Origin of the sequence: Rhodobacter capsulatus (genome assembly GCF_005144475.1) — a bacterium.
Taxonomy (GTDB): domain Bacteria; phylum Pseudomonadota; class Alphaproteobacteria; order Rhodobacterales; family Rhodobacteraceae; genus Rhodobacter; species Rhodobacter capsulatus_C.
In genome coordinates, this window is record NZ_SWJZ01000111.1 from 1 (window position 1) to 17,846 (window position 17,846).

A 17,846-nucleotide genomic window follows, 5' to 3' on the forward strand; every position below is an offset into this window, starting at 1 on the left:
CCCCCCCCCCCCCCCCCCCCCCCCCCCCCCCCCCCCCCCCCCCCCCCCCCCCCCCCCCCCCCCCCCCCCCCCGGGTCGCCTCGGGCAAGGCCCGAGGCGAAAGCTCAATGCGCCACCGCCCCCGCCGCGCCAAGCCCGGTTTCCGAGCGCACGAATTGCGCGTCATAGCCCGCCTTGTCCAGCGCCGCCCGGGCCGACTTGTCGGTGACCGAAAAGAGCCAGATCGCGCCAAAGGTCGTCGCCATCGAGAACAGCGCATATTGCGACCAGGGGAAGATCGGCGTTTCGAACTTGAACACATCGACCCAGACCGCCGGTCCCAGCACCACCAGCACGATCGACACCACAAGCCCGATCAACCCGCCGACAAAGGCGCCGCGCGTCGTCATGCCCTTCCAGAAGATCGACAGGAACAGAACCGGGAAGTTCACCGAAGCCGCCAGGCCGAAGGCCAGACCGACCATGAAGGCGATGTTCTGGTTCTCGAACATCAGACCCAGCACGATCGCCAGCACGCCCAGAACCAGCGTCGCAATGCGCGACACCCGCATCTCCGCCCTGTCGGCCGCGGCGCCCTTTTTCACCACATTGGCGTAAAGATCATGCGCGACGGCCGAGGCCCCGGACAGCGCCAGCCCCGAGACCACCGCCAGAATCGTCGCGAAAGCCACCGCCGAGATGAAGCCGAGGAAGACGTTCCCGCCCACCGCCTGCGCCAGGTGAATGGCCGCCATGTTGCCGCCGCCGATGATGCCCTTGGCATCGAGGAACTCGGGGTTCTTGCCGACAAGGGTGATGGCCAAAAACCCGATCGTCGTCGTCAGAACGAAGAAATAGGCAACGAATCCGGTGGCATAGAAGACGGATTTGCGGGCCTCTTTCGCGTCGGGCACGGTGAAGAAGCGCATCAGGATATGCGGCAGACCGGCCGGGCCGAACATCAGCGCCAAGGCCAGCGACACGCCCGACACCCAATCCGTCACCAGGGGCGTCGGCTCCAGGATCGCGGCGCCCTTGGCGTGATTGGCCAGCGCCTCGGCCATCAGCCGCTCGGGCGAAAAGCCGAATTGCGCAAGGCCGAGGATCACCAGAAGCGTCGCGCCCGAGAGCAGCATCACCGCCTTGACGATCTGCACCCAGGTCGTCGCCAGCATGCCGCCGAAGGTGACGTAAAGCACCATCAGCACGCCCACCATGATCACCGCGTAACTGTAGGGAAGACCGAACAGAAGCTGGATCAGCTTGCCCGCCCCCACCATCTGCGCGATCAGGTAGAACACGACGACCGTCAGCGCGCCAAGCGCCGAGAGCGTGCGGATGCGCGTCTGTTCCAGCCGGAACGAGGTGATGTCGGCAAAGGTGAACTTGCCCAGATTGCGCAGCCGCTCGGCGATCAGGAACAGGATGAAGGGCCAGCCGACGGTGAAGCCGACCGTATAGATCGCGCCATCGACGCCCTTGGCAAAGACCATGCCGGAAATGCCCAGAAACGCCGCCGCCGACATGTAATCGCCCGCAATGGCCAGACCGTTCTGAAAGCCGGTGATGCCGCCGCCCGCGGTGTAGAAATCGGCGGTGGATTTGGTGCGTTTCGCCGCCCAGCCGGTCAGGATCAGCGTGGCCACGACAAAGAACAGGAACATCGCGATCGCGGTCCAGTTCGTCGGCGCCTGCTGCACCGCGCCCTGGATCGCCTCGCCCGCCGCAAGGGCCGGTCCCGCCAGGGCGGTCAGCGCCGCCGCAAGAATGTATCGGATCATCATCGGCCTCAGTTGCGCAGAACGGATTTCAGCATCCGGTCGAACTCGCCATTGGCGCGGTGCGAATAGAGGCCGGTGAGAAGGAAAGACAGCGCCAGCACACCGAAACCGGCGATCAGCCCGGTGCTCCACGACCCCAGAAGCGGCGCCGCAAAGGCCGCGGGCAGCAGGATCGCAAAGCCGATGTAAGCCACATAAACGGCGCAGATCAGCGCCGTCAGCGTCAGCGAAAACCGGTTCCGCCGGGCCACGAGCGCTTTGAACTCGGGCTTGGCGAGGATCTTCTCATGCATGGGTGTCATCCCGTCCTCCTCATTTTGACGGGTCTCGGTATCGTCGCGTTAACGATCTGCAAAGCCTCGCGGCAGCGCAGCGAAATATTCTTGCGCGGCCGCCGCGATACCCCCGGCGAAACCTGTCGAAAATGTTGCAAAACCTGTCGAAATGTTAACGCCGCTTTGCACAGCCGCAAAGTTGCTGCCCAAAACTTGAGCAATTCCAACGGCATGACCGCGACAAACCGTCACCCATTCGCTGGGCGCGATTCGGCCATGCATCTGCTGCATTGCAAAAAGCGGCGTCGCGCCCCGGGCCGGGTTACTGCCGCAACAGCCGCGCCTCGGCGGCATCGGCCTTGGCCCAGCGTTGCACCCCCGCGGTGATCGCCGCCACCATCTGCGTCCGCCAGGCCTCGTCATGCAGCCGCGCCCGGTCGATATCCGAGGACATGAACCCAAGTTCCAGCAGCGCCGAGGGAATGTCGGGCGAGCGCAGCACGGCGAAATCCGCCCCCTGCACCGGATGGCGATGCATCCTGAGCCCCTCGCCCTTGATCGCGCCCGACAGCACCTGACCAAAGCGCACCGCCCGCGGCTGGCTCTCGGTGCGGGCCAGATCCATCAGCACCCCCGCCACCGCATCGTCATGCCCCGCCAGATCGACCCCCGCCAGCAGATCGGCGCGGTCGTGCCGCTCGGCCAGTTTCTGCGCCGCGCTGTCCGAGGCGGTCTCGTCGAACAGATAGACCGTCGCCCCCATCGCCTCGCCCTCGGGCAGGGCATCGGCATGCAGCGACAGGAACAGATCGGCCTCGAACTCATGCGCCACCGTCATCCGGGTATCGAGCGGCACGAAAATGTTCTCCTCGCGCGTCATCTTCACCTCGATGCCGGCGCGGGTCAGCGCCTCCTTCAGCTCGCGCGCGAAGGTCAGCACCAGCACCGCTTCGGAATAGCCATCGGCCTCGGCGCCGGGGTCCAGACCGCCGTGACCCGGGTCCAGCACCACCCGAAGCGGCGCCGATCCGTCCTGACGCCGATGCGGGGTGGCCGTCGGCGCGGGCTGCGGCAGATCCCACAGCGCCGATTGCGCGGCGCCGTCGCGGGCGACAAACTCGGTCGCCTCGACCCGTTCCAGCACCAGATGCAGGTTCGGCGTCTCGCCCGTGCGCTCCTCGGCCGAGACCAGCCGCACCGGCCCGGTCAGCTCGGCGACAAAGCGCGACCAGCCCGGCCGAAAGGCGCCCCAGCGGATCTCGCCCAAAAGCCCCTTTTGCGCGTAATCCTTTGGATTGGCAGCGGAAAAATCCACCTCGCGGAAATCGACGACCAGCCGCGGCGGGGCGTCGAGCAAAAAGGCGCGGAACGGCACCGGCTGGCTCAGGCCCAGCGTCACCTCGGTCACGAAGGCCGAGGGCTGGGCAATCGAGGTGCGCGCGGGCTCCAGCCGGGCCAGCGCCGAAAGCTGCGGCCCCTGCGCCGATGCGGGGACCGCCAGCGCCAAAAGCGCCGCGAGAACGAGGAAGATCCGTGCCATGCCTGCTCCGTTTTTCGCCACTATAGCGCAAGCGCCCCGGCACGGGAATCCCTGCTCAGCGGTTCGCCATGAAGCGGGCGAGCCGGTCCAGACCTTCCTCGATATCCGCCGTGGACCGGGCATAGGAAAAGCGCAGCGTCGTGGCCCCCCGCACCGGGTCGAAATCGAGCCCCGGCGTGACCGCAACCCCCGCCTTTTCCAGCACTTCCGCGGCAAAGGCGCGGCTGTCCGTGGTCAGGTCGGACACATCGGCATAGATATAGAAGGCGCCATCGGGCGGCGCGATCTTCGTGAAGCCCGCCTTCGGCAGCCGATCCAGCATCAGCGCCCGGTTCGCCGCATAGACGGCCCGGTTCGCCTCCAGCTCCTCGGTCGCGTCCAGCGCGGCAAGGGCGGCGATTTGCGACGCGTGGGGAGGGCAGATGAACAGGTTCTGCGCCAGCCGCTCGACGGTGCGGATATGGGTTTCGGGCACCACCATCCAGCCCAGCCGCCAGCCGGTCATGCTGAAATATTTCGAGAAAGAGTTGATCACACAGGCCTCGTCGCCGATTTCCAGCGCCGAGACCGCGCGGCCCTCGTAATGCAGCCCGTGGTAGATCTCGTCCGAGACGAAGGCCAGATCGCGCTCGGCCGCGGCCGTCATCAGCGCGGCAAGCTCGGCCCGGCCCAGCATCGTGCCGGACGGATTGCCCGGCGAGGCGACGATCAACCCCTGCACGTCGTCGGGAATTTCCGACGGCACGGGCTGGAAGCGGTTCTCGGCCCGGGTCAGGATGTCGACCGGCGTCACCGACATCGCGCGCAGGATCTGCCGATAGCTCGGATAGCCCGGCGCCCCCAAAGCCACCCGGTCGCCCGCATCGAACAGCGCCGAAAAGGCCAGGATGAAGGCCCCCGAGGAGCCCGGCGTCACCACCACCCGATCGGGGTTCAGATCGACGCCATACCAACGTTGATACAGATCGGCGATGCCGCGGCGCAGCTCGGGCAGGCCAAGCGCCACCGTGTAACCCAGACTGTCGCGCTCCAGCGCCGCCGCCATCGCCTTGCGCGCAAGCGCGGGCGCAGGCGTCGAGGGCTGCCCCACCTCCATATGAATGATGTGCCGACCGGCCGCCTCGGCCGCGCGGGCGGCTTCCATCACATCCATCACGATGAAGGGATCGACCTGTCCCCGGTTCGAAAAACGCATCGCTTCCTCCGTGGTTTGGCGGCGGCCATAGGCCCGCAAGCCGCCCGGGTCAATGGCGAAACCGGCAAGGCCGGTCTGCTTTTCCCTTGCACAGGCGGCGGGCTTTGGCCACTCTCGCGCCGATCTGATACGGCCCCGAAAGGACCACGATGAAACACCTCTCCCTTGCCGCCCTGACGATGGCCGCCGTTCTTGGCACGCCCGCCGCCGCGCTGGATCTTTCGGCGATGAGTGCAGCGGACAAGGCCGCCTTCGGCGAGGCGGTGAAAACCTATCTGATGGAAAACCCCGAGGTTCTGGTCGAGGCGATCAACAAGCTCGAGGAGCGCCAGCAGGCGGCGCAGGCCGACAATGACAAGGTTCTGGTGCAGACGAATGCCGAGGACATCTTCAACTTCGCGGGCGACTGGGTCGGTGGCAACCCGGAGGGCGATGTGACGATGGTCGAATTCATCGATTACAAATGCACCTATTGCAAGAAGGCCTATGAGGTCGTCGACGAGGTGCTGAAGAAGGACGGCAAGATCCGCTTCGTGGTCAAGGAATTCCCGATCCTGTCGGAGCAGTCGGTGCTGGCGGCGCGGTTTGCGGTGGCGACGCGGCAGGTGGCGGGCGACGCGGCCTATGAAAAGGTGCATGACGCGCTGATGGCGGTGCGCGGCGACATCACGCTCGAGAGCCTGCAGCGGCTGGCCGAGGCGCAGAAGATCGACGCCAAGGCGGTGCTGGCGCAGATGAACACCGAGGCGGTGACGGCGGTGCTGCGGACGAATGCGCAGCTGGCCGAGCGGATGGCGATTGCGGGCACGCCCGCCTTTGTGGTGGGCGGGCAGCTGTTGCGCGGCTATGCCCCCGCCGAGGTGATGGCGCAGATCGTCGCCGACGAACGCGGCTGATCGCGTCAACCGGGTGTCGCAAGGGGGCTTCGGCCCCCTTTTTCAATCCGCCCCCCAACGCGCCAGCGCCGTTTCCGCCGGGATCCGGTTTTGCGCCGATCCCGCCCCGATCGCGCCGGGGGTGCGCGACAGTTTCGGCGCCGGGGCGGGCTGGCACAGCCCCTCATGCAGCAGATAGGCGCCGCGGGCGCGGTTGTGCGGATGCGCCGCCGCTTCGCTCAGGCTGAGGACCGGTGTCGCGCAGGCATCCGAGCCGGCAAAGATCGTCTCCCAGTCCGCCCGGGTTCGTTGCGCAAACCGCGCCGCCAAAGCCGCACGCAGGGCGGGCCAGTTGGACGGCTCGGACCGGTCGGGCAACTCGCCCGGGGCAAAGCCCGCAAGGCGCTGAAATTCCGCCCAGAATTTTTCCTCGAGCGGGCCGATGGCGAAATGCCCGCCACAGCCGCAGCGATAGACGCCGTAGTAAGGCACGCCGCCATCGAGCAGATTGCCGCCGCGCGGCGCCGCCCAAAGCCCCTGCCCCGCCATCCCCGAGATCATCCCCATCAGATGCGCCACCCCGTCGGTGATCGCCGCATCGACCACCTGCCCCTGCCCGGTGGCGCGGGCATGAAGAATCGCGGCGAGCATCCCGAAGGCCAGATAAAGCCCGCCGCCGCCGAAATCGCCGACAAGGTTCAGCGGCAAAACCGGCGTCTCGGCGGTGCCGATGGCCGCCAGCGCGCCCGAGAGCGCAATGTAATTGATGTCATGCCCGGCGGTCTGCGCCAGCGGTCCGCTTTGGCCCCAACCGGTCATGCGGCCATAGACCAGCCGCGGGTGCTCGGGAAAATCCGCCGGACCAAGGCCCAGCCGCTCCATCGCGCCCGGCCGCATCCCCTCGATCAGCGCATCGGCGCGGGTGATCAGCTTGCGGGCGACCGCCTTGCCCTCGGGCGCTTTCAGATCCAGCTCCAGCACGTCGCGGCCCCGGTCGAGCGGGTCGACGTCAAGGCCCAGCACATGCGCCGCCGCGCCGCGGGCGCCGGGACGGGCAATGCGGATCACCTCGGCCCCCATGTCGGCCAGAAGTTGCGCGGTGAAGGGCGTCGGCCCAAGGCCCGAAATCTCGACGATGCGCAGTCCTGCCAATGGGCCCGTGGTCATGCAATTCCCCCTGAAAAGGCCGGGGGCTTTGCGCCCCCGGACCCCCGCAGGATATTTGCGCCAAGGTGAAGGGGAAGCCGGTTTGAAAGTTACGCTGCGTCAGCCGGTGCGGCCGGGTCGGGGCGGTGGTGCTCGTTGTAATATTCCCATTCGCCGACCTTGCGCCCGTCGGGCAGCTTGCAGGTGGCATCGCCCCCCGGCGTCATGTCGTTGAGCAGCACCTCGCCGCCTTGATCGACACAGAAAACGGCGGCCGGGTTGGCCATGCCCACAGGTTTGTCGGCGGGCGGGGTGGCCTCGGTACAGGCGGCAAGGACAAGCAGCAACAACGGAAGATATTTCATCGTGACCTCGAATGACACGGGACGCATGCCGCCAGCATCCCACAGAGCCGGGGCCGGAGCCAGCGATGATTGCGCCCCCGGGGCCGGGTCACGACGCCGCCTTTTCCTCCAGCGCCAGCCATTCTTCCTCGGCCGCCGTCAGCGCCGCTTCGCGTTCGACGAGCATCTCCGAGGCCTTGGCGAATTTCACCGGCTCGCGGGTGAACAGATCGGCGTCCGAGAGCAGCTCGTGCAGCTTGCCGATCTCGCGTTCGAGTTTCTCGATGATCCCGGGCAGGGCCTCGAGCCGATGCTTTTCGGTGAAGGTCAGGCCGGATTTCTTCGGCGCCTCCTTCGGGGCCTCGGCGGTTTTTTTCGGCGCGGCCTTTTCGGGCGCGGCGGCGGGGGCCGCGGTCAGCGCCTTTTGCGCCTGATAATCGGTCCAGCCGCCCGCATAGACGGTGGCCCGCCCGTCGCCTTCCATGGCGATCGTCGTGCTGGCGACGCGGTCGATGAAATCACGGTCGTGGCTGACCAGAAGCACCGTGCCGTCGTATTCGCCCAGGATATCTTGCAAAAGATCCAGGGTTTCGACGTCCAGATCGTTCGTCGGCTCGTCCAGCACCAGAAGGTTCGAGGGCTTGGCCATGATCCGCGCCAGCAAAAGCCGCGCCCGTTCGCCGCCCGAAAGCGAGCCGATCGGCGCCCGGGCCTGGCTTTCGTCAAAAAGGAAATCCTTGAGGTACGCCACCACATGTTTGGGCTGGCCGCGCACCATCACCTGATCGGACCGGCCCGAGACCCGCATCTCGGGATCGTTCACCAGCCCGTCCCACAGCGTCATCGAGAAATCGAGCGTCGAGCGGGTCTGATCGAAGACCGCCATGTCCAGATTGGTGCCATGGGTGACCGTCCCCGCATCGGGGGCCAGCTCGCCGGTCAGCATCTTCAGAAGCGTCGTCTTGCCCACGCCATTCGGGCCGACGAAAGCCACCCGGTCGCCGCGCAGCACGCGCAGATCGAAGCCCTTGACGATCGCCTTGTCGCCAAAGGTCTTGACCAGCCCCTTCGCCTCGATCACCCGCTTGCCCGAGGCCGGACCGCTTTCCAGCTCCATCAGGGCGGTGCCCTGCCGGCGGATCTGCCCGGCGCGTTCGGCCCGCAGCGCCTGCAGCGCCCGGACCCGGCCCATGTTGCGCTTCCTGCGCGCCGAGATCCCCTCGACCGCCCATTTCGCCTCGGCCTTGATCTTGCGGTCCAGCTTGTGGCGGGCCTCGTCCTCCTCGGCCCAGGTGGTTTCGCGCCAGTCCTCGAAATGTTCGAAGCCCTTTTCCAGCCGCCGCACCTGACCGCGGTCGATCCACAGAACCGCCTGCGTCAGATGGCGCAAAAAGGCGCGGTCGTGCGAAATCAGCACGTAAGCCGTGCGGGTGTCGCGCAGAAAGTCCTCCAGCCAGCCGATCGCCTGAATATCAAGGTGGTTCGTCGGCTCGTCGAGCAGCATCAGCTCGGGCGCCTCGGCCAGCAGTTTCGCCAAAGCCGCCCGGCGCCGCTCGCCGCCCGAGGCGGTGGCGACGGGGGCCTCGGGGCGGAATTTCAGCCCCTCGGCCACCATCTCGATGCGGTAGCGCTCGGCCTCGGCCAGCCCCGAGGCGGCGTAATCGCCCAAGGTCGCGAAAGCGGACAGATCCGGCTCCTGCTCCATGTAGCCGACGCGGGTGCCGGTGGGCACGGTGCGGCCGCCCTTGTCGGGTTCGACCAGCCCCGCCATCACCTTCATCAGCGTCGATTTGCCCGAGCCGTTGCGGCCGACAAGCGCGACGCGGTCGCCCTCCTGCACGGTCAGGTCGAGCCCGTCATAAAGGGGGGTGCCGCCGAAGGTCAGCGAGATCGAGGAGAGCTGGAGAAGAGGTGCGCGTGCCATGGCACCCCGCTAGCCGGGCGGCGCCAAAAGGTCAACGGGGATGGGGGCGCCGCCCCCGTCCGCAAGCGGACTCCCCCGGGATATTTCGGCCAAGGTGAAAGTGGACAAGATGAAAGCAGCCCCCGAATGCCCTTTCACCTTGGCGCAAATATCCCGGGGGGTGAGGGCAAAGCCCGAGGGGGGCAGCGCCCCCCTACCCGGCCACCAGCCGCAGCGCGCGGGCGCGCTCGGGCGGGATCGCGCCGATCTCAAGGCCGGTGAACACATGCAGCGTGCCCAGATCCTCGTCGACCACCGCATGATCCGAGACCCAGCCGCCCATGCCCAGATAGGACCGCAGCAGCGGCGGCATCTTCAGCATCGCCTGTTTCGGATCGCCCTTGCGGCCCAGAAGCTTGCGCGCATAGCGGATCACCTTCGGCGCCTTCACCCGCACCCGCCAGCGTTTCGGCGCCAGATGGCGCTCGGCCAGAACCGCGAAGGCATCGGCGCAGCTGTCGAAATCGGTGGTCAGGAAGGACGAGCAGCCAAACAGCATCTCGATTCCCTCGGCATCGACGAGCCGCGTCACCGCCCCCCAGGCAAGGCGCAGGATGTCGGGATCGCGGCAGTCGGGATCGACGCAGAAGCGGCCCATCTCCAGCATCCGCCCGGCATAGGCCGAAAGCGGCGTCAGGTCATAGAATTGCGCCGCATAGCTGCGGTGCAGCTCGCGCCCGCTTTCCAGCGGCAGCAGACGGAAGCAGCACACCAGCCGGCCGCTGCCCGTCTCCTCGACCAGCACATGGCGGCAGGCCGCGTCGAACGCATCGGCATCCAGCGCCGCATCTGTGGTCATGCCGCGGCCGCGGGCCGAGACGAAGGCCCGCCAGCGCAGCGCCTGCGCCGCCTGCACATCCGCCTGCGATTGCGCGAGTCGGGCCGCGTAACGGCCCCTCGAAAGCGAAAACATCGGCTCCCCCGGGATCAGTCGCGCCGATCCTACGGCAAAGACCTGACAGCGAAAAGACATTCGGCTGCGACCGAAGCGCCCCGTCCGGCAGGTTTCCCGTGACGGGACCCGTCTGGCGGGACCCGCCTGAGGGGCCCCGGCCCCGGTCAGTCGTCGAGCAGCTTGCCCGCCGACACCCGCCCGAACGAGCCCATCAGCTCGCGGATCAGGCCCAGCCCCTTGATGTTGCTCTTCGTGACCCGGCGCGACAGCACCACAAGCTCGCCCCGCTCCATCCCGAAGCGCTCGACATTCTCGACCATGCCGGTGTCGTCGAAGCTGATCGCCACCACCTGCCGGTCGATTTCCTGCGGCGCCCGCGCGCCGTAATGCTTCCAGCGCGAGCCGACATAGAACCAGCCCGAGCCCTGCAGAACCCCCATCGAGGAGGGACGGCCGATCACCGCCGAGACTTCCTCGCGCGAGCTTTTGCCGACCTCGATCTTTGCCAGTTCGGTTTCGGTCGGCACATAGCCGTGGTTTTGATAGATCGGGGTGCAGCCCGCCGCGAACAGCACCGCCGCAACGGTGACATAACGCGCCATGCGGCGAATTCCGAACGTGCTGCTCAAGCCTACCCCCTCTTGCCTCGTGACCTCGGGCCTTCTATCCCGATTACAACAGGATGCCGCCGCCCTCAAGCGCCTCGACCGTCCTGACCCGCTTGCGATCCCGGAGACCGTGATGACCGACACCGATGCCCTGCCCTTCAGCCATGCGCTGCGCCCCGCCGAGCTGGCCGCGCGCAAGCCCACCCGCTTCGACATCGCCCCCGATGCCGCCACCTGCGCCGCCATCGCCGCCTGGGCGGGCATCGAGGCGCTGGAAAGCCTGCGGCTCAAGGGCACGCTGACGCCCACCGGCCGCAACGACTGGGCGCTGGACGCCGAATTCACCGCCCGCGCCGTGCAGGCCTGCGTGGTGACGCTGGCGCCCGTCCGCACCGATTTGCGCGAAACCGTGGCCCGGCGCTATCTGGCGCAGATGGAAACGCCCGCGGGCGACGAAATCGAGATCCCCGAGGATACCGATGCCGAGCCGCTGCCCGACCGCATCGATCTGGGCGCGGTCGCGCTCGAGGTGCTGGAACTGGCGCTGCCGCTTTATCCGCATGCGCCCGATGCCGCGCCGGTCGCGGCGCAGGCCGCCCCGCCCGGGGCCGCGCCGATCCGCGACGAGGACACCCGCCCCTTCGCCAATCTGAAAAGCCTTCTGGGCGGCAAGACCGGGGAGGAGAACGACAAGTCCTGAGCGCGGCTTTTCGGCCCGGTTGCGACGCCGTTGCGACGATGCCGAAAAAAGCTGCGAAAAGGGCTTGCAACGGGGCGGAACTGCAGTATGTTCCCGGCCTCATTCGAACGCAGGGTTCGCCCCCGGTCCGCCACTGGCTGCCGTGACGAAACCCCAGGAAAAACAGGGCCTTGCGCCCCCAGAACCGAGGTTAGACACATGGCCGTCCCGCAGAACCGAGTCACGCGCTCCCGTCGTAACATGCGCCGCGCGCATGATGCCCTTGTGGCCGCCAACCCGGCTTCGTGCCCGAACTGTGGCGAACTGAAGCGCCCGCACCACGTTTGCGGCGCCTGTGGCCACTACGACGACCGCGAAGTGGTTGCGCAAGCGGCCGAAGTCGATCTGGACGACGACGCGGCGTAAGCCCGTCCCTCCGCCATGGTCAAACTGTTCAAACAGGAGACGACCGCGGTGGGAGCAGAAGCTGACGTCCCGTCAAGTCGCGGCTGCCCTGCAGTCGCTCAAGCGCCGGTTAGTTCCGGCGCTTTGATTTCCGGCGTTCCGGTTTCCGCCCCGCTCGTGCTGTCGATCGATGCAATGGGGGGCGACCGGGGCCCCGCGGCCGTCCTTGACGGGATCGCCCTTGCGCGCCGGACCTATCCCGATCTGAAGTTTCTCGTGCACGGCCCCGAAGCCGAGCTGGCGCCGCTGGTCAAGGCGCGCAAGCTGGCGTCTTGCGTGACGATCCGTCATGCGACCGGCGTCGTCACGATGCATGACAAGCCCGCGGCGGTGATGCGCGGCGGCAAGGACACCTCGATGTGGTCGACGATCGATGCGGTGCGCGATGGCGCGGCGCAGGTCGCGGTGTCTTGCGGCAATACCGGCGCGCTGATGGCGGTCTCGATGCTGCGGCTGCGCAAGATGCCCGGCGTGAACCGGCCCGCCATCGCTGCCTTCTGGCCGTGCAAGAATCCTTCGGGGTTCAATATCATGCTGGACATGGGCGCGGATGTGAAGGCCGAGGCCCGGGATCTGCTGACCTATGCGCTGATGGGCTCTTCCTATGCCCGCAACGCGCTGGGGCTGGAGCGGCCGCGGGTCGGTCTGCTCAATGTCGGCACCGAAGAACACAAGGGCCATGCCGAGCTGAAGACCGCCGCCGAGATGATCGGCGCGATGGAGACCGCGGGCGGCTATGAGTTCGTCGGCTTTGTCGAGGGCACCGACCTGCCCGGATCGCGCGTCGACGTGATCGTCACCGACGGCTTCACCGGCAATGTCGCGCTGAAGACCGGCGAGGGCACGGCGAAATTCGCGGGCGAGCTGATGCGCGAGGCCTTCACCTCGAGCCTTCTTTCGAAGATCGGGGCGCTGCTGGCCTCGGGGGCGCTGAAGCGGCTGAAGGCGAAGATCGACCCGCGCCGGGTCAATGGCGGGGTGTTCCTCGGCCTGAACGGCACGGTGATCAAGTCGCATGGCGGCGCCGATGCGACGGGGGTGGCGGCGGCCATCGACCTTGCGGCGCGACTGGCCGGTCTGGGCTTTGCCGAACGTCTTGCGGCCCGGGTTGCCCTTGCGTCAGCAAACGGTCAGGATGCAGCCTCGGCGGAGGCAGGAATCGAGAACGCAAAATGACGATCAGAGCGGTGGTCCGTGGCGTGGGGCATTACCTGCCCGCCCGCGTGGTGGAGAATGCCGAGTTCGAGGGCAAGCTCGACACGACGGATGAATGGATCCGGTCCCGCACCGGGATCGAACGGCGCCATTTCGCGGCCGAGGGGGAAACCACCTCGCAGCTGGCGATCAGGGCGGCCGAGGCGGCGCTGGCGGATGCGGGGCTGAACGCGGCCGATATCGATGCGATCGTGGTCGCGACCTCGACGCCGGATTTCACCTTCCCGTCGGTCGCGACGATGGTGCAGGCGGGGCTTGGCAACACCAATGCCTTTGCCTTTGACGTGCAGGCGGTCTGCGCCGGCTTCGTCTTTGCGCTGGCGAATGCGAACGGGATGATCCTGTCGGGTCAGGCGAAACGGGTGCTGGTGATCGGCGCCGAGACGTTTTCGCGGATCATGGACTGGGCCGACCGGGGCACCTGCGTTCTCTTTGGCGACGGCGCCGGGGCGCTGATCGTCGAAGCGGCCGAGGGCGCGGGCACGGCCGCGGACCGCGGCATTCTGGCGACAGACCTGCATTCGGACGGCCGCTACCGGGAATTGCTTTACGTCGATGGCGGCGTGTCGACCAACGGCCGCTCCGGCCATCTGCGGATGCAGGGCAATGCGGTCTTCAAGCACGCCGTGTCGAAACTGGCCGAAACCGCGCATACGGCGCTTGAAAAGGCCGGTCTGACGCCCGACGACGTGAGCTGGATCGTGCCGCATCAGGCCAATCTGCGCATCATCACCGCCACGGCGGAACGGATGCAGGTGCCGATGGAGCGGGTGGTGGTGACGGTGGCCGATCACGGCAACACCTCTGCCGCATCGATTCCCCTGGCGCTCTCGACGGCGCGGGCGCGCGGGCAGATCAAGGCGGGCGATCTGATCGTGACCGAGGCGATTGGCGGCGGTCTGGCCTGGGGATCGGTCGTCCTGCGCTGGTAAAGACGCGATTGCGGTGGAAAAAGCCGTCTCAACCTTGCCGCGCAAGTCATTGATATTGACTCGGGAAATACTTGCCCCCATCGTGATCCATATCACTCCCGGGGGATTGAGATGTCAGAGAAAACCCTGACCCGCATGGATTTGAGCGAGGCCGTGTTCCGCGAAGTCGGGCTGAGCCGCAATGAATCCGCGCAGTTGGTCGAAACCGTGTTGCAACACATGTCCGACGCGCTGGTGCGCGGCGAGACGGTCAAGATCTCGTCCTTTGGCACGTTTTCCGTGCGCGACAAGACCTCGCGCATGGGGCGCAACCCGAAGACCGGCGAGGAAGTGCCGATTTCGCCGCGTCGGGTGCTGTCGTTCCGGCCCTCGCATCTGATGAAGGACCGGGTCGCCGAAGGCAACGCAAAATAGGACCGGTTGAACCGGTTCACCGAATTGAGCCCGAGCAGGGGATGATCGCGCCGCGATGACGAAGTCAGCCGAGGCCTTCCGTACGATTACCGAGGTGGCAGAGCTCCTCGAAACCCCGACGCATGTGCTGCGATTCTGGGAAAGCAAATTTCCGCAGATCAAGCCGGTGAAGCGGGCGGGCGGGCGGCGCTATTATCGCCCGGCCGATGTTGCGTTGCTGGTGGGGATCAAGCACCTGCTGCAGGTCGAGGCGTTGCCGATCAAGGAAGCGCAGGCGCGGCTGAAATCGCAAGGCGCGAAGAAGGTTTCGGCGCTTGGGGCCGAGATGCTGGGCGCCAACCTGCCGCGCGAGCCCATGCCCGAAAGCGTGACGGATCCGGCCGCCGAGCCGATGCCGGACGCGCCGGTTTCGGCGTTGCAGGCGGAAACGCCCGAGGAGGTCGCGGCGGACGAAGCGGCCTTCCTTCCTGAGGAATCGGAACCCGCCGCCGAAGCGGTGCAGGAAAATCCGGTCGCGGAGCTGCTGGCGGAAGCGCCCGAGGAATCGGAATCAGCTGCCGAGGCGGCGCAGGAAAATCTGATCGCCGAACTTCTGACCGAAGCGACCGAGGAAGTCGCCGCAGAAGCACTGGCCCCCCTCCCCGAGGAGCCGGAATTGGCCGCCGAAGCGGCGCAGGAAAATCCGGTCGCCGAGCTTTTGACTGAAGCGCCCGAAGAAGTCGCCGCAGAAGAAGCGGAGTTCGTTTCCGAGGAATCGGAACTGGCCGCCGAAGCCGCGCTGGAAGAGCCGATCTCGGAGCTGTTGCCGGAAACGCCCGAGGAAATCGCCGCAGAAGAACCGGAGTTCCTTCCTGAGGAATCGGAACCCGCCGCCGAAGCCGCACTGGAAGAGCCGATCTCGGAGCCGCTGACGGAAGCGCTCGAAGAGGTCGCGGCGGAAGACCTGGCCCTCGCCCCCGAGACGCCGGAACCGGCTGATTTTCCGGCGATGTCTGTCCCGGAGCCCGAATCGGCCGAGGCTTTGGAGGATCTCGGCGCACCGGCCGAACCGAGTTTGAGCCAGGACGACCTGGACCGGATCGACGCGGAGCGTCGGATCGAACGGGCCCGGATCGAGGCCGAGGCGCGGGCGCTGGAAGCCGCGCAGGCGGCGGTCGAGCAGGCCCGCCGCGAGGCCGAGGCGGTGCGGGCCGAACTGCAGCGGCTGCGCCGCGAGGCCGAAAACGCCCGGGCGGAAGCGGCGCGGGCCAAGGCCGAGGCGGAACTGGCCGCCCAGGTCGCCGCCGCGGCGCGGGCCGCGGCCGAGCCGTTCGAGCTCGAACCGGCCGCGCTGCCACTGCCCGAGCCGGTGCCCGAGCGCCCTGTCGCGGCAGCCGTCGAACCGGCCCTTGAGATTGCGCCCGGCCCCGCGGCGGAGATCGAGGACGAGCCGCCCTTCGAGGACATCGCCTATCGCTTCATCGCGCCCCGGCCGCTGGCGCGTCCCGCGGCGGTGGGGGCGCCCGAGCCCGAGCCTGAGCCCGAACCCGGGCCGGCCCCCGCGCCCGCGCCTGCCTCGGAACCGGAGCCGCAGCTGCCGATTCAGGGCTCGCTTTTTGATTACATCGCGCCGCCCCCCAAAGCCGCGCCGAAACCCGCGCCGCCGCCCGAACCCGTTTTCGCGCCCGAGCCGGTTTTCGCGCCCGAAGCCGTGCCCGAAACCGTGCCGGAGGCCGAGCCGATTGCCGCGCCCCTGCCCGTGGCGGGGATCCCGGCCGCCGCCGTCGCGCCCGAGCCGATTCTGGTCTTCGTCGCGCCGCCGGAAGCGGAGCCCGAACCGGAGCCCGAGCCCGCCGCCGAACCGGCGTCGGACTTCGATCCGCTCGACCGGGTGGTGTCGCTGATCCTGAGCGGCACCGCGCCGCTGCAGGTGGAACTGGCCGCGGCCGGGCAGATCGATCCGACGGCGAATCCTCTCGGCGCCTTGCGCGAGGATCTGACGCGCTTCGCCCCCGACGCGCTGTCGCCGATCGAGCGGATGCGGCTTCTGGCGGCGCATGACCGTCTGGTGCGGCTGGCGGGCCGTCTGGCGCAGCCGCCCCGGCCGGTTCCGGCGCGGCGCTGAGGATGCCCGCCGCCCCTGCCCGCAAGTCCGTGCAAAAAATTGCGTTTTGCCGCTTGCACCCGGGGGCGCAATGGCTCTATATGCGCCTCGTCGGGCCGTGGCGCAGCCTGGTTAGCGCGTCCGTCTGGGGGGCGGAAGGTCGTGAGTTCGAATCTCACCGGCCCGACCATCAAAAGAACGCTCACTCCTTGCGGAGTGGGCGTTCTTTTTTGATCCACTCCTGTTGCGCGAGGCCGCGATGATGCATGGTGTTCTTCCCGACCGCGCCCTGCGCGCGATGATCGCCCGCGGCGAGATTGCCGCCGCCCGTCCGGTGACCCCCGAACAGATCCAGCCCGCCAGCCTTGATCTGCGCCTGGGCGATGTCGCCTATCGCATCCGCGCCTCGTTTCTGGCGGGCCGGGGCCAGCGGGTCGAGACGAAACTGGCCGAGTTCGAGATGCACCGGATGCGCCTTGCCGAGGGCGCGGTGCTGGAAAAGGGCTGCGTCTATCTGGTGCCGCTGATGGAGCACCTGGCTCTGCCCGCCGGTCTGACCGCGGTGTCGAATGCGAAAAGCTCGACCGGGCGGCTCGATCTGCTGACCCGGGTGATCACCGATGACGGCACGGAATTCGACCGCATTCCCGAGGGTTACGCCGGGCCGCTTTACGCCGAGATCTGCCCGCGCTCGTTTTCGGTGCTGGTGCGGCCGGGGATGCGGCTCAACCAGATCCGCTTTCGCGCCGGGCAAGCGGCGCTCTCGGACCCGGAGCTGAAGGCGCTGCATGCGGCCGAACCGCTGGTGAGCGGCATGGGGCGCGGCGGGGCGGTGATCGACCATGGCCTCGGCTTTTCCGTCGATCTGCGCCCCGCGGAAGGCGATCTGGTCGGCTACCGGGCGAAGCCGCATACCGGGGTGATCGATCTGGACCGGATCGCGCATTACCCGGCCTCGGATTTCTGGGAGGAGGTCCGCACGCGCGAGGGGCGGATCATCCTTGACCCCGGCGCCTTCTATATTCTGGTCAGCCGCGAGGCGGTGGTGATCCCGCCCGATTTCGCCGCCGAGATGGCGCCCTATCTGGCCATGGTGGGCGAGTTCCGGGTGCATTACGCGGGCTTCTTCGACCCCGGTTTCGGGCATGGGGCGGCGGGGGGCGAAGGCTCCAAGGGCGTGCTGGAAGTGCGCTGCCACGAGGCGCCCTTCGTGCTGGAACATGGGCAGGTGGTGGGGCGGCTGGTCTATGAGCGCATGGCCGAACGGCCGGAGCGGCTTTATGGCGCCGGGATCGCCTCGAACTATCAGGGCCAGGGGCTGAAGCTCGCCAAGCATTTCCGGGCCGGGTGACGATTTCGCCGCGGCATTGCCCGCGGCGACCCGGGGGGGGGGGGGGGGGGGGGGGGGGGGGGGGGGGGGGGGGGGGGGGGGGGGGGGGGGGGGGGGGGGGGGGGGG

Annotated in this window: 18 protein-coding genes and 1 tRNA gene; 9 read left to right on the forward strand and 10 right to left on the reverse strand. The window is 67.7% G+C overall.

Features of this window, described 5'->3' with window-relative positions; translation table 11 throughout:
- Positions 1 to 104 precede the first annotated feature (104 nt).
- The 5 genes from FBT96_RS18790 to FBT96_RS18805 are packed head-to-tail and all read right to left on the reverse strand — an operon-like array spanning position 105 to position 4,770.
- Positions 105 to 1,760 (reverse strand): cation acetate symporter, encoded by a 1,656-nt coding sequence (locus tag FBT96_RS18790; RefSeq protein WP_136909381.1) that lies wholly within the window; start codon positions 1,758 to 1,760, stop codon positions 105 to 107.
- Between the two features lie 8 nt (positions 1,761 to 1,768).
- On the reverse strand, positions 1,769 to 2,062 hold the full coding sequence (locus tag FBT96_RS18795; RefSeq protein ID WP_136909382.1) for a DUF485 domain-containing protein: 294 nt from the start codon (positions 2,060 to 2,062) through the stop codon (positions 1,769 to 1,771).
- Between the two features lie 39 nt (positions 2,063 to 2,101).
- The gene (locus FBT96_RS20895; RefSeq protein WP_169583617.1) at positions 2,102 to 2,326 is read right to left on the reverse strand and encodes a hypothetical protein; all 225 of its coding nucleotides are present in this window, start codon (positions 2,324 to 2,326) and stop codon (positions 2,102 to 2,104) included.
- Between the two features lie 31 nt (positions 2,327 to 2,357).
- Positions 2,358 to 3,575 carry an N-acetylmuramoyl-L-alanine amidase gene (locus FBT96_RS18800; RefSeq protein WP_136909383.1) on the reverse strand — a complete coding sequence of 406 codons (1,218 nt, stop codon included), beginning with the start codon at positions 3,573 to 3,575 and terminating at the stop codon, positions 2,358 to 2,360.
- Between the two features lie 55 nt (positions 3,576 to 3,630).
- Positions 3,631 to 4,770: a pyridoxal phosphate-dependent aminotransferase gene (locus FBT96_RS18805; RefSeq protein ID WP_136909384.1), complete on the reverse strand. Its 1,140-nt coding sequence runs from the start codon at positions 4,768 to 4,770 to the stop codon at positions 3,631 to 3,633.
- Between the two features lie 149 nt (positions 4,771 to 4,919).
- Between FBT96_RS18805 and FBT96_RS18810 the strand changes: the two genes are divergently transcribed.
- Positions 4,920 to 5,666 carry a DsbA family protein gene (locus tag FBT96_RS18810; protein WP_136909386.1) on the forward strand — a complete coding sequence of 249 codons (747 nt, stop codon included), beginning with the start codon at positions 4,920 to 4,922 and terminating at the stop codon, positions 5,664 to 5,666.
- Positions 5,667 to 5,708: 42 nt separating this feature from the next.
- Here the strand turns inward: FBT96_RS18810 and FBT96_RS18815 are convergent, their stop codons facing one another.
- The 5 genes from FBT96_RS18815 to FBT96_RS18835 form a co-directional block, all read right to left on the reverse strand.
- The gene (locus FBT96_RS18815) at positions 5,709 to 6,812 is read right to left on the reverse strand and encodes a CaiB/BaiF CoA transferase family protein (protein ID WP_136909388.1); all 1,104 of its coding nucleotides are present in this window, start codon (positions 6,810 to 6,812) and stop codon (positions 5,709 to 5,711) included.
- Between the two features lie 89 nt (positions 6,813 to 6,901).
- Positions 6,902 to 7,156, reverse strand: a complete 255-nt coding sequence (locus FBT96_RS18820) for a putative hemolysin (RefSeq protein ID WP_136909390.1) — start codon at positions 7,154 to 7,156, stop codon at positions 6,902 to 6,904.
- Positions 7,157 to 7,244: 88 nt separating this feature from the next.
- The gene (locus FBT96_RS18825; protein ID WP_136909392.1) at positions 7,245 to 9,059 is read right to left on the reverse strand and encodes an ABC-F family ATP-binding cassette domain-containing protein; all 1,815 of its coding nucleotides are present in this window, start codon (positions 9,057 to 9,059) and stop codon (positions 7,245 to 7,247) included.
- 193 nt (positions 9,060 to 9,252) lie between these two features.
- A complete protein-coding gene (locus FBT96_RS18830; protein WP_136909394.1) occupies positions 9,253 to 10,011 on the reverse strand; it encodes a GNAT family N-acetyltransferase in 759 nt (252 codons plus the stop codon).
- 146 nt (positions 10,012 to 10,157) lie between these two features.
- Positions 10,158 to 10,622: an outer membrane protein assembly factor BamE gene (locus FBT96_RS18835; protein WP_136909396.1), complete on the reverse strand. Its 465-nt coding sequence runs from the start codon at positions 10,620 to 10,622 to the stop codon at positions 10,158 to 10,160.
- A 112-nt stretch (positions 10,623 to 10,734) separates the two neighbouring features.
- Here FBT96_RS18835 and FBT96_RS18840 point away from each other — a divergent pair, with 112 nt between their 5' ends.
- From FBT96_RS18840 to FBT96_RS18875, 8 genes are all read left to right on the forward strand, one after another.
- The gene (locus tag FBT96_RS18840) at positions 10,735 to 11,301 is read left to right on the forward strand and encodes a YceD family protein (RefSeq protein ID WP_136909398.1); all 567 of its coding nucleotides are present in this window, start codon (positions 10,735 to 10,737) and stop codon (positions 11,299 to 11,301) included.
- 198 nt (positions 11,302 to 11,499) lie between these two features.
- Positions 11,500 to 11,706, forward strand: coding sequence for a 50S ribosomal protein L32 (rpmF, locus tag FBT96_RS18845; RefSeq protein ID WP_013067633.1), 207 nt, complete (start codon positions 11,500 to 11,502; stop codon positions 11,704 to 11,706).
- A 123-nt stretch (positions 11,707 to 11,829) separates the two neighbouring features.
- Positions 11,830 to 12,921: a phosphate acyltransferase PlsX gene (gene plsX, locus FBT96_RS18850; RefSeq protein WP_136909400.1), complete on the forward strand. Its 1,092-nt coding sequence runs from the start codon at positions 11,830 to 11,832 to the stop codon at positions 12,919 to 12,921.
- On the forward strand, positions 12,918 to 13,892 hold the full coding sequence (locus FBT96_RS18855) for a beta-ketoacyl-ACP synthase III (RefSeq protein ID WP_136909402.1): 975 nt from the start codon (positions 12,918 to 12,920) through the stop codon (positions 13,890 to 13,892). Before plsX ends, FBT96_RS18855 begins: the two co-directional genes overlap by 4 nt.
- 111 nt (positions 13,893 to 14,003) lie before the next feature.
- Positions 14,004 to 14,306, forward strand: coding sequence for an integration host factor subunit alpha (gene ihfA, locus FBT96_RS18860; protein WP_013067636.1), 303 nt, complete (start codon positions 14,004 to 14,006; stop codon positions 14,304 to 14,306).
- Between the two features lie 55 nt (positions 14,307 to 14,361).
- The gene (locus FBT96_RS21385) at positions 14,362 to 16,410 is read left to right on the forward strand and encodes a MerR family transcriptional regulator (RefSeq protein ID WP_249306570.1); all 2,049 of its coding nucleotides are present in this window, start codon (positions 14,362 to 14,364) and stop codon (positions 16,408 to 16,410) included.
- A 91-nt stretch (positions 16,411 to 16,501) separates the two neighbouring features.
- Positions 16,502 to 16,579, forward strand: a tRNA-Pro gene (locus tag FBT96_RS18870).
- A 72-nt stretch (positions 16,580 to 16,651) separates the two neighbouring features.
- On the forward strand, positions 16,652 to 17,740 hold the full coding sequence (locus FBT96_RS18875) for a 2'-deoxycytidine 5'-triphosphate deaminase (RefSeq protein WP_136909404.1): 1,089 nt from the start codon (positions 16,652 to 16,654) through the stop codon (positions 17,738 to 17,740).
- Positions 17,741 to 17,846: the final 106 nt, after the last annotated feature.